This window comes from Pseudomonas sp. H26/SER47-MNA-CIBAN-0231, assembly GCF_040310465.1.
In the GTDB taxonomy this organism is placed as follows: Bacteria; Pseudomonadota; Gammaproteobacteria; order Pseudomonadales; family Pseudomonadaceae; genus Aquipseudomonas; species Aquipseudomonas atacamensis.
Genome location: NZ_JBEOPW010000048.1, coordinates 1 through 704 on the forward strand (window position 1 = coordinate 1; position 704 = coordinate 704).

Here is a 704-nt window from a genome sequence, read left to right on the forward strand (position 1 = left end):
CTGGTAGACGACGCTGAGCTGCTGGAACTGGTTGAGATGGAAGTTCGTGACCTGCTGTCGACCTACGACTTCCCAGGTGACGACACTCCGATCATCATCGGTTCGGCTCGTATGGCGCTGGAAGGCAAAGACGACAACGAAATGGGCACCACTGCCGTTCGTAAACTGGTTGAAACTCTGGATACCTACATCCCAGAACCAGTTCGTATGATCGACAAGCCATTCCTGATGCCAATCGAAGACGTGTTCTCGATCTCGGGTCGCGGTACTGTTGTGACTGGTCGTATCGAGCGCGGTATCGTTCGCGTTCAGGACGCTCTGGAAATCGTTGGTCTGCGTGACACCACCACCACCACCTGCACCGGTGTTGAGATGTTCCGCAAACTGCTCGACGAAGGTCGTGCTGGCGAGAACTGCGGCGTTCTGCTGCGTGGTACCAAGCGTGACGACGTTGAGCGTGGCCAGGTTCTGGTCAAGCCAGGTTCGGTCAAGCCGCACACCAAGTTCACCGCAGAAGTTTATGTTCTGAGCAAGGAAGAAGGCGGTCGTCACACTCCGTTCTTCAAAGGCTACCGTCCACAGTTCTACTTCCGTACTACTGACGTGACTGGTAACTGCGAGCTGCCAGAAGGCGTTGAAATGGTAATGCCAGGTGATAACATTCAGATGACTGTTACCCTGATCAAAACCATCGCGATGGAAGA

The 704-nt window shown here is 54.3% G+C and carries 1 protein-coding gene; it reads left to right on the forward strand.

Annotated elements, in window-relative coordinates; translation table 11 throughout:
* A partial coding sequence (locus AAEZ10_RS27175; protein WP_350571771.1) for an EF-Tu C-terminal domain-related protein occupies positions 1–704 on the forward strand: 704 nt, incomplete at both ends.